Genomic DNA, 6,690 nt, shown 5'->3' with positions numbered 1-6,690 from the left:
GCCGTCATCGTCGGCATCGAATTCCTGGCCAACATGGGCAAGGCTATCCCATTGGGATGAATATTGAGTATGCAAAGTGACCACATCATCGCAGATGACATCGATCATATTGGGGTCATCCTGGGAAAGATTGTAGTTCATATTTGGCCGGTTGCCGGAGCGGTAAGTCGGCGCCAATTCGGGCGGATAACGCCGGGGATTGAGTAAATTCCCACCCGGCAAATCCAGCGGTAGGCTGAGACAGAATCTTTCGCCTGCCTTAACCTCTGCCGCTGCCGCTCGTATTTTCTCCGGCGTGATCAGATTTAATCTGCCAATTTGGTCATCCTCGCCAAAATCTCCCCAATTAGAGCCCTCTGGCCGCTTCACCCATCTGGACATTTTATCCTCCTTGTTGTTTTTTATTCAGATTACCCGGATGCGGGATTCGTGCAAGGCATTCCTATCCATCACCATGAATTGACCCGAGGGTCGCAAGCTGCTAGCTGTTTGAAAGCAAAATCAGCAGGCTGACGACGAATGAAAAAAGAAACTGCTACCGCCATAAAAATCATTGCGGCCCTTTCCACGGTCTATATTGCCAGTAACTTCTACCGCTCTTCAATTTCGGTGATTGCCCCCGACGTTATGGATGAAATCGGGCTGACCCATGAGCAGCTCGGGGTGGTTGGCGGTATATTAGACCTGCTGCAAAAGTCTGCGGGATTCACAAGGGATCTATTCTGTGATTCAATGATGTAAAGAGTATTGGAAGCTCTTTCATCATGATAAAGTTTAACGCATCCACCCTTTTATACAAGCGGCAGTTCCTTTATTTAGCAGGTGTCTCCCCTGATATTTTCGTATCTATGACAGATCGTCTGCGACCTTCGTGGGAACGGCTATGCCGCCGCAAAAATCGTGCGGAACGTCCTTATGGCGCGGGCGGTCTTGAGGATCATGTGCTAATATTCCGGCAAAAGAACGCCACAGTTTGGATCAAAACATATAAGGAGATAGTGTTTACAGATAATTATTCGTCAGGCATGGCCCATTGCCTTTGAGCGTCTGCACACTCATAATTAACTGAGTCGCAACCACAAACTTTGTAGCGACGATAGTTCTGTGGCGAGATTAGGCGAATTTGAGATACGTCCACAGTCACGATATCGATTATTAAAAGGAATGGCGAGAAAGATTGCAGAATAAATTTTCCAGTCGTCGAGTGCCCATGGGGATAGTATGACTAAAATATCGGAATCGACAGAGAAACGAAATAACCCGCTTTACATGACGGTGTTTCGCGAACTCCAGTCCGCAATCGTGAAGGGTGTATATCCAGTTGGCTCGCAGCTTCCTTCAGAAGCCACGCTAGTCGACCGCTTCAAAGTAAGTCGTCAAACTGTGCGGCAGGCGCTGAGGAATCTTCGAGAGTCCGGTCTTGTCCGCTCCCATCAAGGGCTCGGTACAATCGTCGAGGGCCCTGGCGTTTCCAAAGGTTATGTTCATCAAATCAATACAATTGGTGATCTTTTTCCTGCTGATGTCGAGACTAAATACATGCTCCCGGACAGAAAAATGATACCAATCCCAAGTTGGACGACCGGATTTCCGGAAGAAGTAGCCAACCAAACATGGCTTCATGTGCGTGCAACTCGAAAAAGACCCCACGAAACGGTTCCTTTTAACGAGATGGACGCGTTTGTGTCGGCCCCCTATGCTGGTGTTGGTAGAGTCATTGAGGCTCATACTGGATCGATTTATGGTTTGATTGAAGCCATTTATGGAGAGGTAATTGGTGAGGTCGAGCAAACAATCTGCACTTTCACGTGCGACAGCGAGTTTGGTCGGGGTATTGGCATGGAAGAGGATGAGATCGGAATCGAGGTTAGACGGATTTACCGGATAACATCCAATGACGATATCGCACTTTTGAGTGTCAACCGATATCCAGCAACCGAGTTCATTTTCTCAATGAAGCTACGTCGGCTAAATAACTAATTTTTGAGAGAGGAAACCGTTGGAAAATCAGGCTAATATGTATTTTTTTGGGCCCTCCACAAATTTCAGAGATAATCCTTATTATCTGCTCCCAATGCAGAGCCAACCTTTTGAACAGGCCGCTCACCGTCAAATCGGAGCGGATTAGACAGGAGGCGCAAATCCGATTTTGCGGGGTGCGGCACGCTAGAGATCATACCAATTTCCTCCACGAAAGGGCTTTCCAGTGCACGGTCAATGTCCAGAACTGGGCCAATCGGTATCTTGTCCCCAAGTAAATTAACCCAGCAGTCCACCGTTTGTGACATGAATATGCGGTCAAGAATATCGGTTAAGATGTCACGATGAGACGTGCGATCCTGCATGGTCACAAATCTCGAGTCCTTAAGGAGTTCAGACCGCTTAAGTGTCTCGACCATCGTCCGCCAAAATTTTTCGGGCATACACATTATGAATATCCAGCCATTTTTGGCTTTATATGTTTGGCAAGGTGTAACAGAAAAATGCGAACTTCTCTTTTGGCGTGTAGCTTTGAAGTCCGTGTGAATAGCCCCCAGTTTTCTAGGGTCAGGACTCATTAAATCCACCAAATGACGATAGCTGCGATGCATATTGCAGAGAAAAAGGTATGGGCGCACCGGTCATAACGTGTGGCGATGCGTCTCCAGTCTTTGAGCCTGTCATCAACTCGTGGTTTGCCGTGAGATATTGGAAAATACGGCTTCAGCCGCTCAAACTGGCGGGCGCTCAGGTAATATAGGTGGCTCATAAAACACGTCCTTCATCAAAAGTACTGTGAATCACAAAACCGGCACACCCGCAAGAAATTTAATGGGTCCTGACCCTAAAGTATTGAAATGGACTTTCATGCCCTAAAGATGAATCGAACTTTGTCATAGTTCAAGCAGTTTTCTTCATACAAAGCCCTATCTTCATCGGCACAAAGAAAGTATAATAATTGCCTTAGAAATTGAGATATGGCGGATGCATGCAGATCAATGTTCAGCAACTGAATGAAATGCGGCAAAACGGTGACGATCATCTGTTGCTGGATGTGCGCGAACCCAACGAGTTGGATATTTGCAGCATACAAAGGCATTCTAACCATTCCAATGACGCAAATTCCACAGCGATTTGACGAATTGCCACGCGACAAATCACTGGTGATCATGTGTCATCATGGTCAACGCTCGATGCAGGTCACACAGTGGCTTTTGCAGCAAGGGTTCGACAAGGTCATCAATCTGGAAGGTGGTATCGACCATTGGGCACAACTTGTTGATACGAGTATGCCCCGATACTAAGACCCGATCCAGAGAGCCAAGTGAAATAAGGAGGAATATCCGTGTTTATCCAAACCGAGATCAAAGCAAACCCGGCACGCATGAATTTTCTGCCTGGCCGTACCATACTGGCAACAGGTCTGGCTCATTTTCCCGATGCCGAAGCGGCAGAACGCTCCCCGCTGGCTAGACGCCTGTTTGAGATCGACGGCGTGACCGGCATCTACTTTGATATAGAGTCGATTACCGTTGCAAAATCAAACGAGTCTAGTTGGGACGATTTGAAGCCCGCTATCCTTGTTGGGATCATGGCGCATTTTACATCAGGGATGCCAGTGATGCATGATGCCGAGGGAGATAACACGACACAAGAGGATTTTATTTTGGAGCAGGACACTGATCTGGACTTGATCGATCAGATTAAAGACCTCATTGATACTAGGATCAAACCCGCTGCAACGCAACAGGGCAGCAATATAAAATTCCGCGGGTTTAAGGCCGGTAAAGTTCTATTGGAATTTTCAGGTTCCGCGTACAGCCTGCTGAAAGGTATTGAAAATATGCTGCGCCATTACATTCCCGAAGTCCAAGGTGTTATGGACTACCGTGAAGTCTTGGACAAACCGGGTCTTGATACACCAGACGGCAACGCCGTTCAGCAAATCCTGGTGGATCAAATAAATCCACAAGTGGCCCAACATGGTGGCCATATTGCCCTCGTCGATGTAAAAGAGGATACTGTTTACATTCGCTTGGAGGGAGGCTGCCAAGGCTGCGGTATGGCAGATGTTACCTTGAAGCAAGGCATTGCCACAACCATCATGTCACAGCTTCCAAGCATTAAAAATGTCCTCGATGTTACAGATCATGCAGATGGCACCAACCCCTATTACCAACCAGGCAAAGGCGGCATGAGTGCTATTTAGGCGAAGAGCGCTGTGACCGGCAGAGTCCTGTTACTGGTCCCAACGACATCCTATCGCATCGGTGATTTCCTCGCTGCGGCTGATCGGCTTGGCATTGATGTGGCCGTCGGCTCCAATCAACGGCAAGTACTGGAACAATTTTCCAAAGGCCGAACGGTGACGTTGGATTTCAATAATGTGGATAAAGGGGTCGCCGAAGTCATCGCTTATAACGAAACGTATCCCATAACCGCGATTATTGGCGTCGATGATGAAACCACCCTCATTGCGGCCAGAGCGGCGAAAGCGCTAAATCTTGTCCATAACAGTCAGGAATCTATCGAGACAGCTCGCAATAAATACCGGTTTCGCACGCGTCTTGCCAACTCTGGCTTGCTGGCACCGCGCTTTACTCTGCAGCCGGTAGAGGCCGATCCAATAGAGGCCTCAGTATTGGTGAATTATCCTGTAGTGCTGAAACCCTTGGCGCTTTCAGCAAGCCGCGGGGTCATTCGCGCTAATGAACCATCAGAATTTGTTGCGGCGTTCGAGCGGATCAAAACCATCCTGAACAAGGCTGACATTGACGAGAATGCCACAGGTCATATTTTAATCGAAGACTACATCCCGGGTGATGAAGTCGCGTTGGAGGGGTTGTTGGATGGGGGCAATCTCACAATATTGGCTCTCTTTGACAAGCCCAACCCCCTGGTTGGCCCGTATTTCGAAGAAACCCTCTATATTACGCCATCGCGCCTGTCGCCGTGCGTGCAAAAAGACATTGCCACCGCCGTGAGCCGTGCTGTCGCCGCGTTAGGTCTGAGGCACGGCCCCATCCACGCAGAACTGCGGATCAACGACAGAGGTGTTTGGCTGATCGAAGTAGCGGCCCGTTCTATTGGTGGCCTCTGTTCACGGGTTTTGTCCTTTGGCCCGAACGGATCGCTGGAAGATTTGATCCTAAAACACGCCTTAGGGCAGCCCAATCCACGCCCCGCGCTCGATTGTTCTGCATCGGGCGTTATGATGATGCCCATTCCTGCGGCTGGTGTGCTCCGCCAGGTCTTGGGGCTTGAGGACGCAAGGGCACTGGCCATGATAGACGATGTCACCCTTAGCATTCCGCTCGGGGCGACTTTGGTCCCATTACCCGAAGGAAACCGCTATCTGGGTTTTATTTTCGCGTCAGGAGACACACCGGCTGCCGTTGAAGCGACCTTACGAGACGCCTACAATTTTCTTGAGTTTGTTATCGAAGCTGAGGAAAATAGCCCGACTAACTAGCCATCGCTCACTCAATAGTCTATTTCTAATATACAAATTCTGTATCCAATCGCAAAATAGGAAGAGCAAAAATGATGTTGGAAATTGTCACAGATATCCTCACTTGGTCGTGGTTTTCAGACCCTCATGGATATAACTTTAATGGCCACCTTATTTGCCATCCAGACGGCAATATTTGCATTGACCCTATTGAGCCGACAGACGAGGATCTTGACGTTATTGTCAAAACAGGCGTCTCGACAATTATTCTGACCAACCGCAATCATTCACGAGCGGCAAATCGAGTGCAGGAAAGAACTGGAGCGAAGACGCTGATCCATGTTGGCGATAGGGAACATGCAGAAGCCCAAGGGACTAAAATCGACGGAGAATTAAGCATCGGAAGCCGAATAGGGCCGCTTGAGATTGTCGACGCTGCGGGCAAGTCGCCGGGCGAGGTCGCCTTACACTGGAAAGAGCGTAGTATTCTGATCGTTGGCGATGCCGTGATTGGTAATCCACCAGGCCATTGCGTGTTTTTGCCTGAACGAGTTATGGATGACGCCACTCTCCTCAAAAAAAATGTGCGAAATCTCCTTAATCTTGACTCTGATATTCTGCTTGTTGGTGATGGCGCGCCAATCCTGCAAGATGCGAAAGCTCAGCTGAAAGAGCTTGTTGAAACATTTTCTCAATAGAAATTATCGAACTTGAAACGATATAAATATCAAAAAAATTTAAGAATTTTAAAATACTTAAATCCGACGACGGGAAAGAAAGATGCAGAAATTTAAGTCTTCAGGATCAGCTCAAATATTTCTGAATATTCACACAGCAACCTACAATATTTTCTCAACGCAGACAACTCCACTTAATCAATCTAAATTACTTGAAGCAATGTCGTACTGAAGCTTTTGACGTATGAGCGACTGCAAACGCAACTGCCTGAATATTAATGCTGAGAAACTCCTGCGTCTTAGAGTCCGACCGATAATTATCGCGTTTAATATCATGATCTTGCGATCCGTCTGGCGAGGAGTTGGACGGAGGCCATGAAGATCCATGCGGTTGCCGAGGCGATGGATTTCTCGAAGCCCTTGGCGAGACGACGGTTGCGGTTCAGAGGTGGTCGCGGAAAATCGGACCAGTTGCTAAGATGAATCGCCCTTAAGAGGAGGACGATTAGACATGAAGAAAAGAACCCGATATCCAGCAGATTTTAAAGCACAAGTGGCATTGGACGCGATCCGCGAAGAACT

General features: G+C 48.1%; 7 protein-coding genes and 4 pseudogenes. 6 read left to right on the top strand and 5 right to left on the bottom strand.

Annotated elements, in window-relative coordinates:
* Positions 1–381, bottom strand: a pseudogene (locus ACESNI_RS10345) (cyclase family protein); the annotation flags it as partial.
* Between the two features lie 138 nt (positions 382–519).
* Here ACESNI_RS10345 and ACESNI_RS10340 point away from each other — a divergent pair.
* Together ACESNI_RS10340 and ACESNI_RS10335 are read left to right on the top strand one after the other, a co-directional pair.
* A complete protein-coding gene (locus ACESNI_RS10340; RefSeq protein ID WP_373086546.1) occupies positions 520–741 on the top strand; it encodes a hypothetical protein in 222 nt (73 codons plus the stop codon).
* A 480-nt stretch (positions 742–1,221) separates the two neighbouring features.
* A complete protein-coding gene (locus ACESNI_RS10335) occupies positions 1,222–1,980 on the top strand; it encodes a GntR family transcriptional regulator (RefSeq protein WP_373086545.1) in 759 nt (252 codons plus the stop codon).
* Positions 1,981–2,045: 65 nt separating this feature from the next.
* Here ACESNI_RS10335 and ACESNI_RS10330 read toward each other — a convergent pair whose 3' ends face one another.
* From ACESNI_RS10330 to ACESNI_RS10320, 3 genes and pseudogenes are all read right to left on the bottom strand, one after another.
* Complete coding sequence (locus tag ACESNI_RS10330; RefSeq protein WP_373086544.1) at positions 2,046–2,558, bottom strand: CoA transferase; 513 nt, start codon at positions 2,556–2,558, stop codon at positions 2,046–2,048.
* A pseudogene (locus tag ACESNI_RS10325) lies at positions 2,558–2,659 on the bottom strand (IS5/IS1182 family transposase); the annotation flags it as partial. The gene ACESNI_RS10330 and the pseudogene ACESNI_RS10325, both read right to left, overlap by 1 nt.
* A pseudogene (locus ACESNI_RS10320) lies at positions 2,657–2,749 on the bottom strand (IS5/IS1182 family transposase); the annotation flags it as partial. The pseudogenes ACESNI_RS10320 and ACESNI_RS10325, both read right to left, overlap by 3 nt.
* A 343-nt stretch (positions 2,750–3,092) precedes the next feature.
* Between ACESNI_RS10320 and ACESNI_RS10315 the strand changes: the two are divergent.
* The 4 genes from ACESNI_RS10315 to ACESNI_RS10300 all read left to right on the top strand — a co-directional run bounded on the left by ACESNI_RS10315 (position 3,093) and on the right by ACESNI_RS10300 (position 6,129).
* Positions 3,093–3,284, top strand: coding sequence for a rhodanese-like domain-containing protein (locus ACESNI_RS10315; protein WP_373086542.1), 192 nt, complete (start codon positions 3,093–3,095; stop codon positions 3,282–3,284).
* 41 nt (positions 3,285–3,325) lie between these two features.
* Entirely contained in the window at positions 3,326–4,189 is an 864-nt protein-coding gene (locus ACESNI_RS10310) for a NifU family protein (RefSeq protein WP_373086540.1), read from the top strand.
* Between the two features lie 12 nt (positions 4,190–4,201).
* Positions 4,202–5,452, top strand: coding sequence for an ATP-grasp domain-containing protein (locus tag ACESNI_RS10305; RefSeq protein ID WP_373086538.1), 1,251 nt, complete (start codon positions 4,202–4,204; stop codon positions 5,450–5,452).
* 71 nt (positions 5,453–5,523) lie between these two features.
* Positions 5,524–6,129, top strand: coding sequence for an MBL fold metallo-hydrolase (locus tag ACESNI_RS10300; protein WP_373086536.1), 606 nt, complete (start codon positions 5,524–5,526; stop codon positions 6,127–6,129).
* Positions 6,130–6,440: 311 nt separating this feature from the next.
* Here ACESNI_RS10300 and ACESNI_RS10295 read toward each other — a convergent pair.
* A pseudogene (locus tag ACESNI_RS10295) lies at positions 6,441–6,554 on the bottom strand (IS5/IS1182 family transposase); the annotation flags it as partial.
* Between the last annotated feature and the right edge of the window lie 136 nt (positions 6,555–6,690).

Source organism: Sneathiella sp., assembly GCF_041689005.1.
Lineage (GTDB): Bacteria > Pseudomonadota > Alphaproteobacteria > Sneathiellales > Sneathiellaceae > Sneathiella.
Note: the sequence above shows the minus strand (reverse complement) of the source record. Positions and strands in the feature narration are given on the sequence as shown.

Bases quoted from the DNA above. Each gene is read 5' to 3' on its own strand.
- ACESNI_RS10315 (WP_373086542.1), top strand. From the start codon at position 3,093: ATGACGCAAATTCCACAGCGATTTGACGAATTGCCACGCGACAAATCA.
- ACESNI_RS10340 (WP_373086546.1), top strand. From the start codon at position 520: ATGAAAAAAGAAACTGCTACCGCCATAAAAATCATTGCGGCCCTTTCC.
- ACESNI_RS10335 (WP_373086545.1), top strand. From the start codon at position 1,222: ATGACTAAAATATCGGAATCGACAGAGAAACGAAATAACCCGCTTTAC.
- ACESNI_RS10300 (WP_373086536.1), top strand. From the start codon at position 5,524: ATGATGTTGGAAATTGTCACAGATATCCTCACTTGGTCGTGGTTTTCA.
- ACESNI_RS10330 (WP_373086544.1), bottom strand. From the start codon at position 2,558: ATGAGTCCTGACCCTAGAAAACTGGGGGCTATTCACACGGACTTCAAA.